Origin of the sequence: Enterobacter hormaechei subsp. hoffmannii (assembly GCF_001729745.1) — a bacterium.
In the GTDB taxonomy this organism is placed as follows: Bacteria; Pseudomonadota; Gammaproteobacteria; order Enterobacterales; family Enterobacteriaceae; genus Enterobacter; species Enterobacter intestinihominis.
Genome location: NZ_CP017186.1, coordinates 1,362,287 through 1,383,493, shown reverse-complemented (window position 1 = coordinate 1,383,493; position 21,207 = coordinate 1,362,287). Strand labels below are relative to the sequence as shown.

General features: G+C 58.5%; 20 protein-coding genes and 1 riboswitch. Of the genes, 7 read left to right on the top strand and 13 right to left on the bottom strand.

What is annotated here, in order from left to right:
- Positions 1-120 precede the first annotated feature (120 nt).
- The 3 genes from BFV65_RS06485 to BFV65_RS06475 are packed head-to-tail and all read left to right on the top strand — an operon-like array spanning position 121 to position 3,079.
- A complete protein-coding gene (locus tag BFV65_RS06485; RefSeq protein ID WP_022647505.1) occupies positions 121-882 on the top strand; it encodes an endonuclease/exonuclease/phosphatase family protein in 762 nt (253 codons plus the stop codon).
- On the top strand, positions 879-2,117 hold the full coding sequence (gene clsB, locus BFV65_RS06480; RefSeq protein ID WP_022647504.1) for a cardiolipin synthase ClsB: 1,239 nt from the start codon (positions 879-881) through the stop codon (positions 2,115-2,117). Before BFV65_RS06485 ends, clsB begins: the two co-directional genes overlap by 4 nt.
- On the top strand, positions 2,117-3,079 hold the full coding sequence (locus BFV65_RS06475) for a lysylphosphatidylglycerol synthase domain-containing protein (RefSeq protein ID WP_023299637.1): 963 nt from the start codon (positions 2,117-2,119) through the stop codon (positions 3,077-3,079). Before clsB ends, BFV65_RS06475 begins: the two co-directional genes overlap by 1 nt.
- 532 nt (positions 3,080-3,611) lie before the next feature.
- On the opposite strand, the gene BFV65_RS06470 is transcribed toward BFV65_RS06475, so the two are convergent.
- The 6 genes from BFV65_RS06470 to moaA form a co-directional block, all read right to left on the bottom strand.
- Positions 3,612-4,319, bottom strand: coding sequence for a Bax inhibitor-1/YccA family protein (locus BFV65_RS06470; protein ID WP_015571081.1), 708 nt, complete (start codon positions 4,317-4,319; stop codon positions 3,612-3,614).
- 58 nt (positions 4,320-4,377) lie between these two features.
- Positions 4,378-4,830, bottom strand: coding sequence for a molybdopterin synthase catalytic subunit MoaE (gene moaE / locus BFV65_RS06465; RefSeq protein ID WP_022647503.1), 453 nt, complete (start codon positions 4,828-4,830; stop codon positions 4,378-4,380).
- 1 nt (position 4,831) lies between these two features.
- On the bottom strand, positions 4,832-5,077 hold the full coding sequence (gene moaD / locus BFV65_RS06460) for a molybdopterin synthase sulfur carrier subunit (protein ID WP_038415713.1): 246 nt from the start codon (positions 5,075-5,077) through the stop codon (positions 4,832-4,834).
- On the bottom strand, positions 5,070-5,555 hold the full coding sequence (gene moaC, locus BFV65_RS06455) for a cyclic pyranopterin monophosphate synthase MoaC (RefSeq protein ID WP_023305732.1): 486 nt from the start codon (positions 5,553-5,555) through the stop codon (positions 5,070-5,072). Before moaC ends, moaD begins: the two co-directional genes overlap by 8 nt.
- A gap of 3 nt (positions 5,556-5,558) precedes the next feature.
- Complete coding sequence (gene moaB, locus BFV65_RS06450) at positions 5,559-6,071, bottom strand: molybdenum cofactor biosynthesis protein B (RefSeq protein ID WP_045309177.1); 513 nt, start codon at positions 6,069-6,071, stop codon at positions 5,559-5,561.
- A 24-nt stretch (positions 6,072-6,095) separates the two neighbouring features.
- A complete protein-coding gene (moaA, locus tag BFV65_RS06445; RefSeq protein ID WP_045309178.1) occupies positions 6,096-7,085 on the bottom strand; it encodes a GTP 3',8-cyclase MoaA in 990 nt (329 codons plus the stop codon).
- Positions 7,073-7,206, bottom strand: a riboswitch (molybdenum cofactor riboswitch). (Overlaps the previous gene by 13 nt.)
- A 226-nt stretch (positions 7,207-7,432) precedes the next feature.
- On the opposite strand from moaA, the gene yvcK reads away from it, so the two are divergent.
- Positions 7,433-8,341 carry a uridine diphosphate-N-acetylglucosamine-binding protein YvcK gene (gene yvcK, locus BFV65_RS06440; RefSeq protein ID WP_023299636.1) on the top strand — a complete coding sequence of 303 codons (909 nt, stop codon included), beginning with the start codon at positions 7,433-7,435 and terminating at the stop codon, positions 8,339-8,341.
- Positions 8,342-8,857: 516 nt separating this feature from the next.
- On the opposite strand, the gene uvrB is transcribed toward yvcK, so the two are convergent.
- Positions 8,858-10,873, bottom strand: coding sequence for an excinuclease ABC subunit UvrB (gene uvrB, locus BFV65_RS06435; RefSeq protein WP_003858519.1), 2,016 nt, complete (start codon positions 10,871-10,873; stop codon positions 8,858-8,860).
- Positions 10,874-11,621: 748 nt separating this feature from the next.
- Here uvrB and BFV65_RS06430 point away from each other — a divergent pair.
- On the top strand, positions 11,622-12,344 hold the full coding sequence (locus tag BFV65_RS06430) for an ABC transporter ATP-binding protein (RefSeq protein WP_022647498.1): 723 nt from the start codon (positions 11,622-11,624) through the stop codon (positions 12,342-12,344).
- On the opposite strand, the gene bioD is transcribed toward BFV65_RS06430, so the two are convergent.
- The 4 genes from bioD to bioB are packed head-to-tail and all read right to left on the bottom strand — an operon-like array spanning position 12,307 to position 15,934.
- Positions 12,307-13,008, bottom strand: coding sequence for a dethiobiotin synthase (gene bioD / locus BFV65_RS06425; RefSeq protein WP_169819291.1), 702 nt, complete (start codon positions 13,006-13,008; stop codon positions 12,307-12,309). The two genes, BFV65_RS06430 and bioD, sit on opposite strands and share 38 nt — an antisense overlap.
- On the bottom strand, positions 13,001-13,756 hold the full coding sequence (bioC, locus tag BFV65_RS06420; RefSeq protein ID WP_022647496.1) for a malonyl-ACP O-methyltransferase BioC: 756 nt from the start codon (positions 13,754-13,756) through the stop codon (positions 13,001-13,003). Before bioC ends, bioD begins: the two co-directional genes overlap by 8 nt.
- Positions 13,740-14,897, bottom strand: coding sequence for an 8-amino-7-oxononanoate synthase (bioF, locus tag BFV65_RS06415; RefSeq protein ID WP_069596375.1), 1,158 nt, complete (start codon positions 14,895-14,897; stop codon positions 13,740-13,742). Before bioF ends, bioC begins: the two co-directional genes overlap by 17 nt.
- Complete coding sequence (bioB, locus tag BFV65_RS06410) at positions 14,894-15,934, bottom strand: biotin synthase BioB (protein WP_069596374.1); 1,041 nt, start codon at positions 15,932-15,934, stop codon at positions 14,894-14,896. The genes bioF and bioB overlap by 4 nt, the downstream gene beginning before the upstream one ends.
- Positions 15,935-16,020: 86 nt before the next feature.
- On the opposite strand from bioB, the gene bioA reads away from it, so the two are divergent.
- The gene (gene bioA / locus BFV65_RS06405; protein WP_074148406.1) at positions 16,021-17,310 is read left to right on the top strand and encodes an adenosylmethionine--8-amino-7-oxononanoate transaminase; all 1,290 of its coding nucleotides are present in this window, start codon (positions 16,021-16,023) and stop codon (positions 17,308-17,310) included.
- A 47-nt stretch (positions 17,311-17,357) separates the two neighbouring features.
- Positions 17,358-17,834, top strand: a complete 477-nt coding sequence (locus BFV65_RS06400; RefSeq protein ID WP_003858531.1) for a kinase inhibitor — start codon at positions 17,358-17,360, stop codon at positions 17,832-17,834.
- 85 nt (positions 17,835-17,919) lie between these two features.
- Here the strand turns inward: BFV65_RS06400 and hutH are convergent, their stop codons facing one another.
- Together hutH and hutU are read right to left on the bottom strand one after the other, a co-directional pair.
- The gene (gene hutH, locus BFV65_RS06395; RefSeq protein ID WP_063146871.1) at positions 17,920-19,440 is read right to left on the bottom strand and encodes a histidine ammonia-lyase; all 1,521 of its coding nucleotides are present in this window, start codon (positions 19,438-19,440) and stop codon (positions 17,920-17,922) included.
- On the bottom strand, positions 19,437-21,125 hold the full coding sequence (gene hutU / locus BFV65_RS06390) for a urocanate hydratase (RefSeq protein WP_003858533.1): 1,689 nt from the start codon (positions 21,123-21,125) through the stop codon (positions 19,437-19,439). The genes hutH and hutU overlap by 4 nt, the downstream gene beginning before the upstream one ends.
- Between the last annotated feature and the right edge of the window lie 82 nt (positions 21,126-21,207).

The window sequence follows — 21,207 nt, the reverse complement described above, 5'->3', positions numbered from 1 at the left end:
AAGGATTTTTCTCTGCTAATTCAGACTACCGCACTTTACGGAAAATTCCGTAACGCCGCATCTTTTTGTGACGCCTACTACACTTTATTTTCATCGGGATAGTCACCCAGGAAGGTGTTTATGAGCAAAAGAACGCAGCATTTCTCGCTTAAGGTGCTGACGATAAATATTCATAAGGGCTTCACAGCATTTAACCGCCGCTTCATTTTACCGGAGCTGCGCGACGCGGTACGCACCGTCAGCGCCGATATTGTCTGCCTCCAGGAGGTCATGGGCGCGCACGAAGTGCACCCGATGCATTTCGAAAACTGGCCCGACACGCCCCATTACGAGTTTCTGGCGGATACCATGTGGAGCGATTACGCCTACGGGCGCAATGCGGTCTACCCGGAGGGGCATCACGGTAACGCAGTGCTGTCGCGTTTTCCTATCGAGCATTATGAGAACCGGGACGTCTCCGTTGGCGAGAGTGAAAAACGCGGGTTGTTATACTGCCGCATCACGCCACCGGCGCTCGATTTTCCCATTCATGTGGGCTGCGTTCATCTTGGCCTGCGTGAGGCCCACCGTCAGGCTCAGCTACAGATGCTGGCAGACTGGACCAATGCGCTGCCGGAGGGCGAGCCCGTGGTAGTGGCCGGTGATTTTAACGACTGGCGACAGCGGGCCAACCATCCTCTGAAGGTGAATGCGGGGCTGGAGGAGATTTTTACCCGCTCACGCGGTCGTCCCGCGCGGACGTTTCCGGTGCGCTTCCCCCTGCTGCGCCTTGACCGCATCTACGTAAAAAATGCCCACGCCAGCAGCCCGACGGCGCTGGCTTTACTCAACTGGCGACATCTCTCCGACCATGCCCCACTCAGCGCGGAGATCCACTTATGAAATGCACATGGCAGGAAGGTAACCGTATTACGCTGCTGGAAAATGGCGATAACTTTTATCCGGCAGTCTTTGAGGCGATTAGCCACGCACAGCAGAAAGTCTTTCTGGAAACGTTTATCTGGTTTGAAGACGACGTGGGCAGGCAGTTGCACAGCGCGCTGCTGCAAGCCGCTCGTCGCGGTATAAAAATCGAGGTCCTGCTCGACGGATATGGTTCGCCGGATCTCAGCGACGAATTTGTTAACGAGCTCACCGCCGCAGGGGTGGTATTCCGCTATTACGATCCCGGCCCGCGTCTGTTCGGGATGCGCACCAACCTGTTCCGCCGAATGCACCGCAAAATTGTGGTGGTGGACGAAACGGTGGCCTTCGTTGGCGGCATTAACTACTCCGCCGAGCATATGTCGGATTATGGTCCCGAAGCGAAACAGGACTACGCGATCCGCATTGAGGGACCGGTGGTACAGGACATCCAGCTGTTCGTGCTGGAAAACTTACCCGGCAAAGAGGCCGCACGCCGCTGGTGGCGACGCCGCCATCGCCCGGAAGAGAACCGCAAGCCCGGCGAGGCGCAGGCGCTGTTCGTCTGGCGGGATAACGAGGAGCACCGGGACGATATCGAACGTCACTACCTGAAGATGCTGGCGAACGCGAAGCGCGAGGTGATTATCGCCAACGCCTATTTCTTCCCCGGTTACCGGATTTTGCACGCCATGCGCAACGCGGCCCGACGCGGCGTAAGCGTGAAGCTCATCGTCCAGGGTGAGCCCGATATGCCGATTGTGAAGGTGGGCGCGCGTCTGCTCTATCGCTATCTGGTCAAAAGCGGCGTGCAGATCTATGAATATCGCCGCCGCCCGCTGCACGGCAAAGTGGCCGTGATGGATGACCACTGGGCGACCGTTGGCTCAAGCAACCTCGATCCGCTGAGCTTATCGCTCAATCTGGAAGCGAACCTGATCATCCACGATCGCCAGTTTAATCAGACCCTGCGCGATAACCTTCAGGGTCTGATCAATAAAGACTGCGTGCGTGTGGATGAGTCCATGGTGCCGAAACGCAGCTGGTGGAACGTTGGCATCGGTGTGGTGGTGTTCCACTTCCTGCGCCACTTCCCGGCCATGGTGGGCTGGCTGCCCGCGCATACGCCGAAACTGGCGCTGGTGGATCCGCCAGTGCAACCCGAAATGGAAACCCAGGACCGCGTAGAGGCGGAAGATGGAGGGAAAACCTGATGTCGAAATCTCATCCTCGCTGGCGGCTGGCGAAAAAAATCTTGACCTGGCTGTTCTTCATTGCCGTCGCGGTCCTGCTGGTGGTGTATGCCCAGAAGGTGGACTGGGAAGAGGTGTGGAAGGTTATTCGCAACTACAACCGGACAGTCCTGCTCGGGGCGGTTGGCCTGGTGATTGTGAGCTACCTGATGTACGGCTGCTATGACCTGTTGGGACGCGCCTACTGCGGGCATAAGCTTGCCAAACGGCAGGTTATGCTGGTGTCATTCATCTGCTACGCCTTTAACCTGACGCTGAGCACCTGGGTTGGCGGGATTGGCATGCGCTATCGCCTGTACTCCCGCCTTGGCTTACCGGGCGGCACCATCACGCGTATTTTCTCGCTGAGTATCACCACCAACTGGCTGGGGTATATCCTGCTCGGCGGGGTGATCTTCACCATTGGCGTGGTGCAGCTGCCTGCGCACTGGTACATCGATGAGGCCACCCTGCGCATTCTGGGCATCGTACTGCTGCTGATCATCGCCGCCTACCTGTGGGCCTGCGCCTTTGCCAAACGTCGTCATATGACCATTAAAGGGCAGAAGCTGGTGCTGCCGTCATGGAAGTTTGCCGTCCTGCAAATGGTGGTTTCCAGCGCCAACTGGATGGCGATGGGGGCCATTATCTGGCTGCTGATTGGCGAAGATGTGAATTACTTCTTCGTGCTGGGCGTGCTGCTGGTAAGCAGTATTGCCGGGGTGATTGTGCATATACCGGCGGGGATCGGCGTACTGGAAGCGGTGTTTATCGCGCTGCTTGCAGGGGAGCATGTGTCTCACGGGACGATTATCGCTGCCCTGCTCGCGTACCGCATGATCTACTACTTCCTGCCGCTGGCGCTGGCAACGATCTGTTATCTGGTGCTGGAGAGTCGGGCGAAGAAGCTGCGCGCCAAAAACGAGAAGGCGATGGCAAAATAAAAGCAAAACGGCAACTTCGTTGCCGTTTTTAGGGTTTGTTCCCTCTCCCTGTGGGCTGAGGGATCCCCAGTAATTTTTTTATGCAGAAGCAATAAAGTTGCTTTCTAAATGACTGAGGGCTGTCAGCGATGCCCTGGTCCGGCTGTAAATCGCTGAGGCGTTTGCCTTCCGGCCGGGGCGAGGCGCAGGGATGCGCCGAGAGGGCGGCTTTACAGGGACGTTGCCTCCGCCCGTACCCGATAAGCCGGAAGGAATAAGCCGAGGGCACCGCGAAGCGGCGATTTACCGCCGGGAGCCCGGGTCGCCAGGGTGGTGGCGACTGAGCCACCCTGGCACGTTCACCGGTCATGTCGTTACAGAGTAGCAAGGAACATAAAGTGAACGGAATGACCACCACCGCCGTATGTTCCCCTCACCCTAACTCTCTCCCCGGAGGGGCGAGGGGATTGCTCAGTGCTCGCATTAATTTGTGGGGAACCCTCAGCCCTGTGGGAGAGGGTCAGGGTGAGGGCATCAGACAGCGCCACCCTCACTAGCGACGGTTGCCGAAGATACGCAGCAGCATCAGGAACAGGTTGATGAAGTCCAGATACAGCGTCAGCGCGCCCAGAATCGAGTATTTGCGCAGGTTTGAACTGTCGCGAACATCAATTTGTTCACCGATGTTTTTCAGCTTCTGGGTGTCGTAGGCGGTTAAGCCCACGAAGATCACCACCCCGATATAGGTCACCGCCCACATCAGCGCGTCACTCTTCAACCACAGGTTCACCAGCGACGCCAGCACAATCCCTATCAGCCCCATAAACAGCATGTTGCCGAAGCCGCTCAGGTCACGTTTGGTGGTGTAACCGTACAGGCTCATCACACCGAACATCCCGCCGGTCACCACAAAGGTGCTGGCGATGGAGGAGTAGGTGTAAACGATGAAAATACTGGAGAGCGTCAGCCCGGTCAGCGCCGAATAGAGCATAAACAGCGTGGTCGCCATGCCCGCGCTGAGCTTGTGCACCAGCCCGGAGAGCACGAATACCAGCGCCAGTTGCGCAATAATCAGCCCAAAGAAGGTGATTTTGCTGGAGAAGATAAACATCATCAGTTCAGGCGTGTTTGCCGCATACCACGCGATAAACGCGGTAAGCAGCAGGCCAACCGTCATCCAGCCATATACCTGAGCCATGTAGGTTTGCAGCCCGCTACGGGTCTGCTGAACTATCGAATCGGAACGCGGAAATCGGTCCATGATTCACTCCTGATTAAGTAAACACACACGTTAAGACTAACACATCCACGTAAACCTGTTACCAGCGGCTGGCAGCCTGTTTGTCGCTGTCCCGCGATTCCACCCAGCGCTCACCTTCCGGCGTCGCTTCACGCTTCCAGAACGGCGCTTTAGTTTTGAGGTAATCCATGATGAACTCCCCCGCCGCAAAAGCACTCCCGCGATGGGCGCTGGTGACGCCGACAAACACAATTTCTTCGCCGGGCCACATTTCGCCGATGCGATGGATAACCGTAACGCGCCCCAGCGGCCAGCGGCCTCGCGCCTCTTCGACAATGGCCGCCAGCGATTTTTCGGTCATTCCCGGATAGTGCTCCAGCGTCAGCGCTTTTACGCTGTCGCCGAGATTATGATTACGCACTTTCCCGGTAAAGGTCACGACCGCGCCGTCTTCGTCGCGCCCGGCCAGCCAGTCATATTCCGTGCCCACGTTAAAACGCTCATGGCCAACCAGAATTCGGGTTTCCGTCATCTCAACCCCCTGTGACCGGCGGGAAGAAGGCCACTTCATCCCCATCAGCCAGCGGGTGGGTCAACTCCACCAGCGTCTGATTCACGGCGGCCAACAGTTTGCCTTCATCCAGCGCCAGCGCCCAGCGGTCGCTTTGCGCCGCCAGATGCGCACGCAGGGCGGCGACGTTTTCGAAAGAGCCGTCCAGCGTCAGGCTGTCGGTATTAACCAGCTCACGGACCTGGGCAAAAAAGAGCACCTTAATCATGGATTTCCACCTTAAAATCACCGGATTTGCCGCCGCTTTTTGCCAGCAGACGCACCGGGCCAATCACCATATCTTTCTGCACCGCTTTGCACATGTCGTAGATGGTCAGCGCCGCCACGGAGGCTGCCGTCAACGCCTCCATCTCCACGCCGGTTTTCCCGGTTAAGCGGCACAGGGACTCGATACGTACGCGGTTATGCTCCGGCTGCGCCTGCAAATTTACCTCCACTTTGCTAAGCATCAGCGGATGGCAGAGCGGGATGAGGTCCCAGGTGCGTTTAGCGGCCTGAATACCGGCGATGCGGGCGGTGGCAAACACATCACCCTTGTGATGGCTACCGTCGATAATCATCGCCAGCGTCTCCGGCAGCATGGTGACGAACGCTTCAGCACGCGCCTCGCGCACCGTTTCGGCTTTGGCGGAGACATCCACCATATGCGCTTCGCCAGCGGCGTTTATGTGGGTCAGTTGTGACATAGCTTATTTCTTTAAATGGGGATGGAAATTACACGGACGGGTACGGACATCCAGCTGCGGGGCAATAATGTTTTCCCACGCGGTGCGGCAGGCTTTGGTCGAGCCCGGCATGGCGAAGATCAGCGTCTTGTTCGCTACCCCCGCGACGGCACGGGACTGGAGCGTAGAGGTGCCAATCTCTTCAAATGAGAGCATGCGGAACACTTCGCCGAAGCCTTCTACTTCGCGATCGAACAGCGGAAGCAGCGCTTCCGGCGCCTGGTCGCCTGCGGTAAAGCCGGTGCCGCCAGTGATCAGTACAACCTGGACGTCATCACTCGCAATCCACTGTGAAACCTGAGCGCGAATGGCGTAACGGTTCTCTTTGACGATCGCTTTATCAACAATCTGGTGCCCGGCTTCGTGTGCCGCCTCGCGCAGCCAGTGGCCGGAGGTATCATCCTCTTCACCACGACGTTCGGAAACGGTAAGAATAGCAATGCGTGTCGGGATAAATTCCGCGCTTACCTGACTCATCTTCTGGTTCCTTCTAAAGCCTGATTACCCGCCGATATAGGACAGGTTCTGAGTAATGCCGGTATTGCCCTGATGCAGGAAATGGGTCTGCTTTTTGTGCGTCAGCGCCTCGGAAATGCGTGCTTCAAGCACGTCCTGTTGGGCGTCGTCTTCCAGCAAATCGCGCAGATCGACGCCGCCATCCCCGAACAGGCAGAGGTGCAGCTTGCCAACAGAGGAGACGCGCAGGCGGTTGCAGCTGGCACAGAAATCTTTTTCATAGGGCATGATCAGGCCGATTTCGCCTTCATAATCCGGATGACAAAAGACCTGCGCCGGGCCATCGCTGCGCTGGCGGATCTGGTGGATCCAGCCGCGTTTCAGCAGTTCGTCACGCAGGACCATGCCGGAGATGTGATGGCGACGGAACAGCTCGCTGCCCTCCCCGGTCTCCATCAGCTCAATAAAACGCAGTTGAATGCGGCGCGGTTTGATCCACGCCAGAAAGGTGTCCAGCTGATGGTGGTTCACATCACGCATCAACACGGTATTGACTTTGACCTTGTCGAAACCGGCGGTGAACGCGGCATCGATGCCGTCCATTACCTGCTGGAACTTATCCTGGCCGGTAATGGCGTGGAACTGACGGGCGTCCAGGCTATCGACGCTGACGTTGATCGCCGTCAGCCCCGCATCGCGCCAGTTCGCCACGTCACGCGCCATGCGGTAACCGTTGGTGGTCACCGCGATCTGGCGGATACGTTCGTTTTCACGCACGGCGGCAATGATGTCAGGGAAATCACGGCGCAGGGAGGGCTCTCCCCCGGTAAGACGCACTTTTTCCGTACCGAGTTCAGAGAACGCGCGCGTGACGCGGCGTACTTCTTCCACGGAGAGAAAGCCATTATTGGTGACGCTGCCCGGCTTGTAGCCATCGGGCAGGCAGTAGGTGCAACGGAAGTTACACACGTCGGTAATCGACAAACGTAAGTAGAAAAACTTACGCGCGAAAGCATCAGTAAGTTGTGAAGCCATGTACACCTTTCCAGATCGGGAGGCACAGTCATTTCTTTCTGTACCCTGGTGGCAAATCCGCCACGGCCAGGGCGCCATATCTCTCGACACAGGCGCCAGGGCTAGAGTGTATGTTTTCAGTTTTGAAAACGTGGTTATGGCGATAGTAGCGTGGAAATCGCCACTTCGCCATTGTCGCTTTTCGCTATATAAATTTATACATAACGATGTTATCGTGCATTTTCACTACAGAATACGCAAAAACAGCGCTTTCGCATTGATATACGTCATTATGGTTTGTGAGAGGCATCGTCTTTTAGGAGTAGTTGCGTTACTGTGACGCAAGCTTAACAGGATAAGGAATAGGTATGCGCAATCGCACTTTTGCGGATCTGGACCGCGTGGTCGCTCTTGGAGGAGGTCACGGTCTGGGACGGGTTATGTCGTCGTTATCGTCACTGGGTTCACGCCTGACGGGCATCGTGACAACAACGGACAACGGCGGCTCAACCGGGCGGATCCGACGTGCTGAAGGCGGGATAGCCTGGGGTGATATGCGCAACTGCCTCAACCAGCTCATCACTGAGCCAAGCGTGGCCTCGGCGATGTTTGAGTACCGTTTTGGGGGAAATGGCGAACTTTCAGGCCATAACCTTGGAAATCTGATGTTAAAGGCGCTGGATCACCTGAGCGTGCGCCCTCTGGAAGCGATCAATTTAATTCGTAACCTGCTAAAAGTGGATGCGTTCCTGATCCCGATGTCCGAACAGCCGGTAGATTTGATGGCGATCGATGCTGACGATCACGAAGTGTATGGTGAAGTGAATATCGACCAGCTTCTCCTTCCGCCAAAAGAGCTGATGACCTACCCCAGCGTACCCGCAACGCGTGAAGCGGTTGAAGCGATTGGCGAGGCCGATCTGATCCTGATTGGGCCGGGGAGTTTTTATACCAGCCTGATGCCGATCCTGCTGGTGAAAGAGCTGGCGCAGGCGCTGCGCAGAACGCCTGCGCCCATGGTCTATATCGGTAATTTAGGCCGCGAACTCAGTCCGGCGGCGGCAAGCCTGTCGCTGGCGGATAAGCTGGACCTGATGGAACAGTATGTTGGTAAGAAAATTATCGATGGTGTCGTGGTCGGGCCAAAAGTAGATGTGTCGGGGATTGGCGATCGTGTGGTGGTACAGGAGCCGCTGGAAGCCAGCGATATTAAATATCGCCACGACCGCCATCTGCTGCGCGAGGCGCTGGAGAAGGCGATTCAGGCATTAGGTTAGGTTCGTTTTGTGCGGCCTGATGCCCTCACCCCGGCCCTCTCCCACAGGGCTGAGGGTTCCCCACAAATTAATGCGAGCACTGAGCAATCCCCTCGCCCCTCCGGGGAGAGGGTTAGGGTGAGGGGAATATACGGCGGTGGTGGTCATTCCGTTCACTTTATGTTCCTTGCTACTCTGTAGCGACATGACCGGTGAACGTGCCAGGGTGGCTCAGTCGCCACCACCCTGGCGACCCGGGCTCCCGGCGGTAAATCGCCGCTTCGCGGTGCCCTCGGCTTATTCCTTCCGGCTTATCGGGTACGGGGGGAGGCAACGTCCCTGTAAAGCCGCCCTCTCGGCGCATCCCTGCGCCTCGCCCCGGCCGGAAGGCAAACGCCTCAGCGATTTACAGCCGTACCAGGGCATCGCTGACAGCCCTCAGTCATTTAGAAAGCAACTTTATTGCTTCTGCATAAAAAAATTACTGGGGATCCCTCAGCCCACAGGGAGAGGGAGAAAACCCCACCGGGCAAAAAACTACGATGCCGCAATAAACAGATCCCGCAGCTGATGAAGCTGATCGCGGATTTGCGCAGCCTCTTCGAACTCCAGATTCTGCGCGTGCTGCATCATCTGCCCTTCCAGCTCGTGGATCTTTTGCTGCAACGCTTTCGGGGTCAGCGCGACGGTATCCTCTTCCACCACTGAACGGGCCTTGCCGCGCCCTTTCGCTTTGGTCTTCGCAATGTTCTGACCCAGCGCCAGGATATCCACCACCTTCTTGTTCAGCCCCTGCGGCGTGATGCCGTGCTCTTCGTTATAGCGCTGCTGCTTCTCGCGGCGACGTTCCGTTTCGCCAATCGCTTTGGCCATCGACGGGGTGATTTTATCCCCGTACAGAATCGCCTTCCCGTTGACGTTACGCGCGGCGCGGCCAATGGTCTGGATCAGCGAGCGCTCGGAACGCAGGAAGCCCTCTTTGTCCGCATCCAGAATCGCCACCAGCGACACTTCCGGCATATCCAGACCTTCTCGCAGAAGGTTGATACCCACCAGCACGTCGAACTCGCCCAGGCGCAGGTCGCGGATGATCTCCATACGCTCCACGGTATCAATATCCGAGTGCAGATACCGCACCTTCTCGCCGTGTTCTTCCAGATACTCCGTCAAATCCTCCGCCATACGTTTGGTGAGCGTGGTCACCAGTACACGCTCGTTGATGGCGGAACGGGCACGTATTTCCGAGAGCAGATCGTCCACCTGCGTCGCCACCGGACGCACCTCGATAATCGGATCCAGCAGCCCGGTCGGACGCACAACCTGGTCCACCACGTCATCACCGGATTTCTCCAGCTCGTAGTTGCCCGGCGTCGCCGATACGTAGATGGTCTGCGGAGCAAGCGCCTCAAATTCTTCAAACTTCATCGGACGGTTGTCCAGCGCTGATGGCAGTCGGAACCCGTACTCCACCAGCGTCTCTTTACGCGCGCGGTCACCGCGGTACATCCCGCCGATCTGGGGGATCGTAACGTGGGATTCGTCGATCACCAGCAGGCCGTCCGCCGGAAGGTAGTCAAACAGCGTCGGCGGCGCTTCGCCCGGCCCGCGTCCGGAGAGGTAGCGCGAGTAGTTTTCGATGCCGGAGCAGTAGCCCAGCTCGTTCATCATCTCCAGATCGAACTGGGTACGCTGGCTCAGGCGCTGCTCTTCCAGCAGCTTGTTGTTCGCCAGCAGCACCTTGCGGCGGTCTGCCAGCTCAATTTTAATCTCTTCCATCGCCTGTACGATACGCTCGCGTGGCGTCACGTAGTGCGTTTTTGGGTAGATGGTGAAGCGCTGGATCACCGACTCCACATGACCGGTCAGCGGGTCGAACAGCGACAGGCGTTCAACCTCTTCATCGAACAGCTCTACGCGCAGCGCCATGTCGTCCGATTCCGCCGGGAAGATATCAATCACCTCACCACGTACGCGGAAGGTCCCGCGCTGGAACGCCTGATCGTTACGGGTGTACTGCAGCTCCGCCAGACGGCGCAAAATCGCCCGCTGATCGATGATCATCCCCTGCGTCAGGTGCAGCATCATCTTGAGATAGAGATCCGGATCGCCCAGGCCGTAGATCGCCGACACCGAGGCCACCACCACCACATCACGACGCTCCAGCAGCGCCTTGGTCGCCGACAAACGCATCTGCTCGATATGTTCGTTCACCGAGGCATCTTTCTCGATAAACGTGTCGGAGCTGGGAACGTAGGCTTCCGGCTGGTAGTAGTCGTAGTAGGAGACGAAATACTCCACCGCGTTTTCCGGGAAGAACTCTTTCATCTCACCATACAGCTGCGCCGCCAGCGTTTTGTTCGGCGCAAGAACCATCGTAGGACGCTGAAGATCGGCAATGACGTTGGCAATAGTGAAGGTTTTACCCGAACCGGTTACCCCCAGCAGGGTCTGGTGCGCCAGCCCGTCTTCCAGCCCCTCTTCCAGGCGACGAATGGCCTCGGGCTGATCCCCGGAAGGACGGAAAGCAGAATTCAATTTGAACGGTTTACTCATGGGCGACGACCTGATGACAGAATAAGCGGCAGGTGAGTAATTTTACTCGTTGTGGCCAGGATTGCCAGTAAAAAACACTGGATGGAAAACCAGTAGCGTGTCAGGATATTTAGCGTAGCGCAGAGAGGATTAGTGCGTTCGCGAGCTAAATTTCAACTGTGACAATATAAAACACCAGCCTCAGGGGGTTATCCCCAGAACTATTACTTTTTTAACATTTGTCAAGGGCGGTTATGAAAGTTTTATGGCAACAGGTGTCGCTGGCGCTGAGGGAATTGCTTTTATCTAATTCGTTAAAAAATATAGACTATTTCCTAAAGCCGCGTTTCGCATCAATTTGGGCGTAACCCGCGTATTCTCTCGCTTATCGCGTGTTTTCTAACTCTAATGCACAAGGTTATCCACAGGAATAGTGGATAACTGCCTCCAGCCCGTACAGCATGCACTCCAGCAAATTCCCGGTTTTTCCCACGAAGCGGCAGTAAAAAATTTTTATCACTCTTTTTTGCCTGGAAAACGTTCATTTTTTCATAAGTAACCGGCGAGATCTTAATCACAATTCCGTCATTTTCCCTGCACCACGATTCGACACGCACGGCACCGGGAGCGTGCAATTCGAACAAACGTTAAGCTTTTAGCAGTGGGTTATTCCTAAAAGTGGCTCTTTTTTAATCATTATTTTGTTTCTGGCAGGCGTTTTGCAGATATCAGCCTGAGCATTACCCCACACATTTTTAAGGAGAGAAAGATGTTGAGTCTGCGTGCTGTAAATCAGTTTTACGGAAGCCAACATACGCTATGGAACGTGAATATCGATTTCCCGCAAGGCATCTGTACGGGCATTGTTGGCCTGCCTGGCATGGGTAAATCCACGCTCATGAACTGCATTACCGGAAAGGTGCCCGTTGAGAGCGGCACCATCATATGGCATGAAGCTGGCGCGCCGCCGCGTAATTTGCTCAGCCCTGCGTCAGCATTCACGGCGCCGCCAACGATAGGCTACGTCCCGCAGGATCGGCGGATATTTTCCCAGCTGACCGTCGATGAAAATCTGCATATCGCTATGCGGGCGACGGGGAAATCCGACCCGACATCAAAAAATGACGTGTACGCCCTGTTTCCGGAGCTCTATCCGCTGCGACAGAGCCGTGCCTCTGCGCTGTCCCCCGACGACCAGTATCAGCTGGCCCTCGCCAGTGCTCTGGTTAATCGCCCGCGCGTGTTGATTCTGGATGAGCCCATGTATGGCGCAGGGCAAGGCTTCGCCCGCAGGCTGGGTCAACTGCTGGTACGGTTGAATCGGGAGCTGGGAATGACGGTGCTGTTAGCGGAGCAACAGCTGTCGTTTATCCGCCGGGTAGCGGATCGTTTCTGCATGCTCTATCGCGGGCGTAACGTGGCACAGGGCCACGTTAACGAGCTGGATGACGACCTTATTGCGCACTGGATGGCTCGGGACATAAGGCGCTGAGGTCAAGATAGCGTCCGGTTTCCGCCTGCTCTGCGCCGTCGGCAAGCCACGGGATCTCGCCGAGAAACGGCGCAGGCAGCACCCGCTTCAGCGTCGCCAGATACTCAGCATGACGTTTACCCGGCGCAACCACGTCATTGGCAATCCACCCTGCCAGACGCAACCCGGCCTGCTGCACGGCCTGAGCGGTCAGCATGGCGTGATTGATACAGCCAAGCTTCACGCCGACCACCAGAATGACCGGAAGCTGTTCGGCCTGCACCCAGTCAGCAAATGTCTGCTCGTCGGACAGCGGGGTAAACCAGCCGCCAGCCCCCTCCACCAGCACCCAGTCGGCCTGCGTTTCCAGGTTGCGTAATCCGGAAGAGAGCACCGAAAAATCAATCGAACGATCTTCATCGGCGCTGACGATGTGCGGCGAGGTGGGTTCAGCAAAGGTATAGGGGTTCACCGCAGAATAGGCCAGCGCAAGGCTGCTGTTACGCTGTAGCGCCAGCGCATCAGTATTGCGTAAGCCTTCCGGCGTCATCTCGCTGCCGGAGGCTACGGGCTTATACCCGGCCGTTGTTTTCCCCAGCAGACGCGCCGCCTGCAACAGCGCGGCGCTGGCAACCGTTTTACCGACTTCGGTGTCCGTACCGGTAACAAAATAACGTTCAGTCACGTTCAATAATCCCATGAAAAAGATGATAAGAGAGCGGGAACCGGCCCCGATCCTGCGGCCAGGCCAGCCCGAGACGCTGGAGTTGTCCGCGGGTAAGGGGTTTCTTCTCCCGACCGGCGTGCAGGTGCGTCGCGCCTATGCCCTTAAGAGAGCGCATGGCGCTTAACGCATCGCTAAATTCGAGGGTGACGGTCTGGACCTCACTGCGATAGCGCCAGCCTGCCAGCGCCTGAGTGACCTGTTCGTGCGAGAGAAACCGGTTGGCGTGCGGCTGCGCATCCACCGCCCTCCACGCCTGATTCAGCTCCGGCAACGAACTTTCCAGCAGGGTGGTAAAGGCCACCGCTCCGCCGGGCCGTGCCACGCGGTAAAGCTCGCGTAGCGCCTGCGACAGGCTGGTGCACCACTGCACCGCCAGATGGCTCCAGACGAGGTCAAACAGCGCATCCTCCAGCGGGATGGCCTCGATATCGGCCACCAGATAACGGTCTGCTGACTGCTGCTGGCGGGCTTCATCCAGCATCTGCGCGGATAAATCCAGCGCCGTGACGTGGCTGCCCGTTGCGCGCCAGTAGCGGCTATTGCCGCCTGGCCCGCAGCCCGCGTCCAGCACCTGCATAAAATGCCCCTCCCCGAGCGCGGCCAGCAGCCCGCGCGCGCTCAGGCGTTGCAGCTCATCGTGCTGTGAATAGCTTTGCGCTGCCCGGCCAAACGCGGCGGCAACGGCCTGTTTATTGACGGGAGACATACAGTGCCTCCAGAAGCGTATCGATATCCTGCGGCTCGTGCGCTGCCGTAAGCGTCAGACGCAAGCGCGCGGTGCCTGGCGGCACGGTGGGTGGGCGGATCGCCGTGACCCACTGCCCGCGTTCTCGTAGAGCCTGTGCCAGCATCAGCGCCCGATGGTTTTCACCCACAATCACGGGCTGAATGGCGCTGCGGGAGTCGGTAAGCCGGTAAGGCAGTTCGCTTACCCCCCGGCGAAAACGCTGAATATGGTCGGCCAGGCGAGCCCGGCGTTCAGCGCCGTCTTCGCCGCGGATCACCGCAAGCGACGCAGAGAGTGCCACGGCCTGCGCCGGGGGCATGCTGGTGCTGTAGATCAGGTGCCGGGCGAACTGCACCAGGTAGTCGGCCACCGGCTCGCTGCACAACACCGCGGCACCGCTGACGCCGAAGCCTTTGCCGAAGGTGACCACCAGCAGTTCCGGCCTGACGCCCTGCTGATAAGCGCTTCCGCGCCCCTCCTCGCCGGTGACGCCAATGCCGTGGGCATCGTCGACCAGCAGCCAGGCGTTTTGCTGTTTTGCGGCGTCGTGCAACGCGGCCAGGGGCGCGCTGTCGCCGTCCATGCTAAATACCCCTTCCGTGACCGCCAGCTGAAGCCCTGAACAGGGTTTACCCAGCAGGACGTTCAGCTGAGAGGCATCGTTATGGGCAAAACGCCGCAGCTGTGCCGGGCTGAGACTGGCGGCTTCAAGCAGGGAGGCGTGGCTCAGGCGGTCCGCGATGATGCGGTCGTCTTTGCCCATCAGGGCGGCAATCACCGCCTGATTCGCGGCAAAACCGGAGATAAACAACAGCGCCCGCGGGTAGCCCAGCCAGTCGGCCAACGCTTCCTCCAGCGCCTGATGCGCCGTGGTGTAGCCGCTGACGTGCCCGGAGCCACCGCTGCCCACGCCGTAACGATCCGCGCCCTGCTGCCAGGCACGAACGATCTGCGGGTGCTGGCTCAGGCCCAGATAATCGTTGCTGGAGAAATTACAGAACCGCTCTCCTTCCCGGGTGAGAAAACGGCCTGCACCGTTTTCCACTACCCTGCGTACCCGAAACGCATCCGCCGCCCGCCGCTCGTCGAGCGCGGTCCTGATACGTGCCTGCCAGGTCATACGGCTGCCGCGTTGTAGAACTGGTCAGTGTCGGCGTTGAATATCTTCTGCTCCAGCTGCTGTTGTTGCTCGTTATCCCCCGCCTGTACCCCGGTCTGGTGTGGGTTCAGCCCCAGCTTGCGGAACAGCTGAACGTCTTTGTCCTCTTCCGGGTTTGGTGTGGTCAGCAGTTTGCAACCGTAGAAGATGGAGTTGGCCCCGGCCATAAAGCACATCGCCTGGGTCTGCTCGCTCATCTGCTCGCGACCGGCAGAGAGGCGAACATAAGAGGTTGGCATCATGATGCGCGCCACCGCGATGGTGCGGATGAAATCGAAGGCATCCACGTCCTCATTATCCGCCAGCGGCGTACCTTTTACCTTCACCAGCATGTTGATGGGCACGCTTTCCGGCGGGGTCGGCAGGTTCGCCAGCTGTAACAGCAGGCCGGCACGATCTTTTACCGTTTCGCCCAGTCCCACGATCCCGCCGGAACAGACCTTGATCCCCGCATCACGCACTTTATCCAGCGTGTCCAGACGCTCCTGATAGGTGCGCGTGGTGATGATGTTGCCGTAGAATTCCGGCGAGGTATCGAGGTTGTGATTGTAGTAATCCAGCCCTGCCGCCGAGAGGCGCTGCGCCTGCTCCTCGTTCAGCGTACCCAGTGTCATGCAGGCTTCAAGCCCCATCTCCTTCACCCCCTTCACCATCTGCTCCAGATAGGGCATGTCGCGGTCATGGGGGTTTTTCCACGCCGCGCCCATGCAGAAGCGGGTTGAGCCAGCATTTTTGGCCTTGCGCGCGGAGTCGAGCACCTGCTCGACTTCCATCAGGCGCTCGGATTCGAGACCGGTTTTATAGCGCGCGCTTTGCGGGCAATATTTGCAGTCTTCCGGGCAAGCCCCGGTTTTAATCGACAGCAGCGTGCTGACCTGAACATGACGCGGATCGAAGTGCTGGCGGTGCACCTGTTGCGCCTCAAACATCAGCTCCAGGAAAGGTTTGTTGAATAATTCAGTGACTTGCGACATCGTCCAGCGTGCGTGGTGAGCCATCGGGCTTCTCCAAAGGGTTTTGTTAATTGTCGGTTCGGTTTATACTTGTAAACCTAAAACTTTTCAAAATGGTTTACAAGTCGATTATGACCCAGGACGATCTCGCCTTCGACAAGCAGCATATCTGGCACCCTTACACCTCCACGACCCGCCCCCTTCCCGTCTATCCGGTAGCCTCGGCCCACGGCTGCGAGCTGCATCTCGCCAGCGGCGAGCGGCTTGTTGACGGGATGTCCTCCTGGTGGGCGGCGATCCATGGCTACAACCACCCGCGTCTGAACGCGGCGATGAAAGCGCAGATTGACCAGATGTCACACGTGATGTTTGGCGGGATCACGCATCAGCCCGCGGTGGATTTATGCCGTCGCCTGGTAGCGATGACGCCTGAATCGCTGGAGTGTGTTTTCCTTGCTGATTCCGGCTCGGTGGCCGTGGAAGTGGCGATGAAAATGGCGTTGCAGTACTGGCATGCGAAGGGCGAAACGCGCCAGCGGTTCCTCACCTTCCGCAACGGCTATCACGGCGACACCTTCGGGGCGATGTCGGTGTGCGATCCGGACAACTCCATGCACAGCCTGTGGAAAGGCTACCTGCCGGAAAACCTGTTTGCGCCAGCCCCGCAGAGCCGCTTCGACGGCGAATGGGACGAGATGGACATGGTGGGCTTCGCGCGGTTGATGGCGGCCCATCGCCACGAGATTGCCGCCGTTATTCTCGAACCGATTGTGCAGGGCGCGGGCGGAATGCGGATGTATCACCCCGAGTGGCTGAAGCGCATTCGGAAGATGTGCGACCGCGAAGGGATTTTGCTGATTGCCGATGAGATCGCCACCGGCTTTGGTCGTACCGGGAAGCTGTTTGCCTGCGAGCATGCGGGGATCGCGCCGGATATTCTGTGCCTGGGGAAAGCGCTCACCGGCGGCACCATGACGCTCTCCGCCACGCTCACCACCCGCCAGGTTGCCGACACCATCAGCGACGGCGACGCGGGCTGCTTTATGCACGGCCCGACGTTTATGGGCAACCCGCTGGCCTGCGCAGTGGCAAGCGAAAGCCTCGCCATTCTGGAGAGCGGCGAGTGGCAGACGCAGGTGGCGGCGATTGAGGCGCAGCTGAAGCAGCAGCTAAGCGTGGCGGCGGATGCGGAATACGTCGCGGACGTCCGCGTGCTGGGCGCCATCGGGGTGATCGAGACAACGCATCCGGTGAACATGGCCGCGTTGCAGCGCTTCTTCGTTGACCTGGGCGTTTGGGTGCGACCTTTCGGTAAGCTGATTTACCTCATGCCGCCGTACAGCATTTCTCCGGATCAGCTCCACAAGCTGACCGGGGCAGTGGTTAAAGCCGTTAACATATCAGCGCATTTCACGATTTAACCCCATGCGTTACACTTTCTGAATGAGTGAGTAACGAGGGAAATAGGATGAAAATCATCAGTAAAGATTTGCGCGACGGCGAAAAGCTGCCGGAACGTCACGTGTTTAACGGGATGGGTTATCAGGGAGATAATATCTCTCCCCATCTGGCGTGGGACGATGTACCAGCGGGAACCAAAAGTTTTGTCGTGACCTGCTACGATCCGGATGCGCCAACCGGCTCGGGCTGGTGGCACTGGATCGTGGCAAACCTGCCCGCCGACACCCGCGTGCTGCCGCAGGGTTCCGGTTCCGATCTGGTTGCCCTGCCCGACGGTGCGATTCAGACCCGCACGGACTTTGGCAAAGCGGGCTACGGCGGCGCGGCGCCGCCAAAAGGGGAAACGCACCGCTATATCTTCACGGTGCACGCGCTGGATGTGGACAAGATTGAGGTTGACGAAGGGGCAAGCGGGGCAATGGTAGGCTTTAACGTCCATTTCCATTCGCTGGGCAGCGCGTCGATTACGGCGATGTATTCATAAAAAAAGCCGGGTGGCGGCTACGCCTTACCCGGACTACATTTCGTATTCGTAGGCCCGGTAAGCGCAGCGCCACCGGGCAAAAAAATCACAGCACGGAAGGTAGCAGTCCTGCAAGGGTTTCTTCTTCCAGAAGCTGTATCGCCTTATCAATATCCGGCGCAAAGAAGCGGTCCTCATCGTAGTGCGTAACGTGCTCGCGCAGCGTATGACGCGCCTGCTCCAGCAGCGGGCTGGATTTTAGCCCTTCGCGCAAATCAATACCCTGACACGCCGCCAGCCATTCCACCGCCAGCACGCCGCGGGTGTTGGAGGCCATCTCCCACAGTCGACGCCCGGCAGCCGGGGCCATCGAAACGTGATCTTCCTGATTTGCTGACGTTGGCAGGCTGTCCACGCTGTGCGGATGCGACAGGGCTTTGTTTTCGCTTGCCAGTGCTGCGGCGGTGACCTGGGCGATCATAAAGCCCGAGTTCACCCCACCGTTGCGCACCAGGAATGGCGGCAGCTGGGACATGTGTTTATCCATCATTAGTGCGATTCGACGCTCGGACAAGGCTCCGATTTCGGCAATCGCCAGCGCGATATTATCTGCGGCCATCGCCACCGGCTCGGCGTGGAAGTTGCCGCCGGAGACCACCTCGTTTTCCTGAGCAAACACCAGTGGGTTGTCGGACACCGCATTGGCCTCCACCAGCAGCACTTCTGCCGCCTGGCGAAGCTGTGTCAGGCATGCGCCCATCACCTGCGGCTGGCAGCGCAGAGAATACGGATCCTGCACCTTCTCGCAGTTGTGATGCGAATCGGCAATGTCGCTGGTATCGGTAAGTACGTGGCGGTACATGGCTGCGGCATCAATCTGACCACGCTGGCCGCGCACCTCGTGGATGCGGGCATCGAACGGACGACGCGAGCCGAGTACCGCTTCAGTGGTCAGCGCACCACACACCACCGCGGAGGCGAACAGATCCTCTGCTTCAAACAGACCGCGCAGCGCAAAGGCCGTCGACGCCTGCGTGCCGTTGAGCAGCGCCAGCCCTTCTTTTGCTGCAAGAGTAATCGGCGCTAAGCCGGCTTTTTTCAGCGCCTCTTTCGCAGGCAGCCACTCCCCTTGCCAGCGCGCCTTGCCTTCACCCAGCAGGAGCAGTGACATATGCGCCAGCGGTGCCAGATCGCCGGAAGCTCCAACGGAGCCCTTCGCCGGGATCCACGGATAAACTTCCGCATTGACCAGCGCCATCAGCGCCTGGATCACGCTCAGACGAATGCCGGAAAACCCACGCGCCAGGCTGTTGATTTTCAACACCATCATCAGGCGGACGATCTCATCGTCCAGCGGCTGGCCAACGCCCGCCGCGTGCGAGAGCACAAGCGAACGCTGTAAATTCTCCAGATCGTGCGTGGCAATGCGGGTCTGCGCCAGCAGGCCAAACCCGGTATTGATGCCGTAGGCGGTGCGCCCCTCCGCTACAATCGCCTCCACGCAGGCCACGCTGTCATTAATGGCACGGTGGGCGCTTTCATCAAGGGCGAGTGTCACCGGCTGACGCCAGACGTGACGCAGCTGTTTGAGCGTCAGAGAGCCGGGAGTAAGTGTTAACGCGTTCATGCAGGCTTTCCTTGTGTGGCGGGGATCATCGGCAGGTTCAGGCCCTGCTCTTTGGCACAATCAATGGCAATCTCGTAACCCGCATCCGCGTGGCGCATTACGCCGGTTGCCGGGTCGTTATGCAGCACGCGAGCAATACGTGCCGCCGCTTCGTCGGTACCGTCACAGACGATGACCATCCCGGAGTGCTGGGAGAAGCCCATCCCGACGCCGCCGCCGTGGTGCAGCGACACCCAGGTTGCGCCACTGGCGGTGTTCAGCAGGGCATTCAGCAGCGGCCAGTCGGAGACCGCATCCGAGCCGTCGCGCATGGCTTCGGTTTCACGGTTCGGACTGGCGACAGAGCCGGAGTCCAGGTGGTCGCGGCCAATGACGATCGGCGCGGAGACTTCGCCGCTGCGCACCATTTCGTTAAAGGCGAGGCCGAGTTTTTGCCGCCACTCCAGCCCGACCCAGCAGATACGCGCCGGTAAGCCCTGAAAATTAATGCGCTCGCGCGCCATGTCCAGCCAGCGGTGCAGATGTTCGTCGTCGGCGACAATCTCTTTTACTCTGGCGTCGGTTTTGTAGATATCCTCCGGGTCGCCGGAGAGGGCAACCCAGCGGAACGGCCCGATGCCGCGGCAGAACAGCGGACGAATATAGGCGGGCACGAAACCGGGGAAGTCAAAGGCGTTATTCACCCCCATCTCTTTCGCCATCTGGCGGATGTTATTCCCGTAATCAAAGGTCGGAATCCCCATCTTACTGAAGGCGAGCATCGCGGAGACGTGTTCCGCCATGGCGCGTTTAGCCGCCAGTACCGTGCCCTCAGGATCGGTTTCCGCTTTTTGCTGGTAATCTTCCCACGTCCAGCCTTTTGGCAGATAGCCGTGGAGCGGATCGTGAGCGCTGGTCTGGTCGGTGACCAGATCCGGACGCACGCCGCGCGCCACCAGTTCCGGCAGAATATCCGCCGCGTTGCCGCACAGGGCAACCGACACGGCTTTGCCTTCAGCGGTGTACTTTTTGATGCGCGCCAGCGCGTCATCGAGGTTGTCGGCCTGTTCATCAACATAGCGGGTACGCAGACGGAAATCGATGCGGCTCTGCTGGCACTCAATATTCAGGGAGCACGCGCCCGCCAGCGTCGCGGCCAGTGGCTGCGCGCCGCCCATGCCGCCCAGTCCGGCGGTGAGCACCCAGCGGCCTTTCAGTGAGCCGTTATAGTGCTGTCGGCCCGCTTCCACGAAGGTTTCATAGGTGCCCTGCACAATCCCCTGGCTGCCGATGTAGATCCAGCTACCCGCGGTCATCTGGCCGTACATGGCCAGCCCTTTTGCGTCCAGCTCGTTGAAGTGTTCCCACGTCGCCCAGTGCGGCACCAGGTTGGAGTTGGCAATCAGCACACGGGGCGCATTTTTATGGGTTTTGAATACGCCAACCGGTTTGCCGGATTGCACCAGCAGCGTTTCGTCGTTTTCGAGATTCGTCAAAGACTCAACAATCGCGTCATAGCACGCCCAGTTGCGCGCGGCGCGGCCAATGCCGCCGTAGACCACCAGCTCATGGGGATTCTCTGCTACCTCAGGATCAAGGTTGTTCATCAACATGCGCAGCGGTGCTTCGGTGAGCCAGCTTTTTGCGGTGAGCGTGGTGCCGCGCGCGGCGCGGACATCCTGCTTGCGGTATTTATCTGACGACATTGTGTGTTCCTCATAAGGGACAGGTGATGCATTTAGATATACTTGTATAGACAAGCACACACAAGGTCGGATTTAACAAAAA